Origin of the sequence: Blautia sp. AM29-29 (assembly GCF_003480555.1) — a bacterium.
GTDB lineage: Bacteria > Bacillota > Clostridia > Lachnospirales > Lachnospiraceae > Fusicatenibacter > Fusicatenibacter saccharivorans.
This window is the reverse complement of sequence record NZ_QUJD01000008.1, coordinates 1-292: the sequence shown is the minus strand read 5'-3', so window position 1 is coordinate 292 and position 292 is coordinate 1. Positions and strand designations below refer to the sequence as shown.

The following is a 292-nucleotide window of genomic DNA, read 5'->3' as shown; positions in this document are numbered from 1 at the left end:
AGACTGCTCCATCCCGCGATATCCTATTTTTGTACTTGATTTCTCAAGTAAAGCCGATGATCGGACTCGAACCGATAACCTGCTGATTACAAATCAGCTGCTCTGCCAATTGAGCCACATCGGCCGATTGCCTGATTGGCAAGTGGGTGGTGGTGGATTCGAACCACCGAAGCAATTTGCAGCAGATTTACAGTCTGTCCCCTTTGGCCACTCGGGAAACCACCCATAAAAGAATGGGACCTACAGGGCTCGAACCTGTGACCCTCTGCTTGTAAGGCAGATGCTCTCCCAG

The 292-nt window shown here is 50.7% G+C and carries 3 tRNA genes (1 of these 3 cut by a window edge); all 3 read right to left on the bottom strand.

Going from position 1 to position 292, the window contains the following annotated elements:
* Positions 1 to 17: transfer RNA gene (locus DW769_RS07165), tRNA-Thr, on the bottom strand (it extends 63 nt beyond the left edge of the window).
* A 34-nt stretch (positions 18 to 51) separates the two neighbouring features.
* Positions 52 to 124, bottom strand: a tRNA-Thr gene (locus DW769_RS07160).
* 19 nt (positions 125 to 143) lie between these two features.
* Positions 144 to 225: transfer RNA gene (locus DW769_RS07155), tRNA-Tyr, on the bottom strand.
* Positions 226 to 292 lie beyond the last annotated feature (67 nt).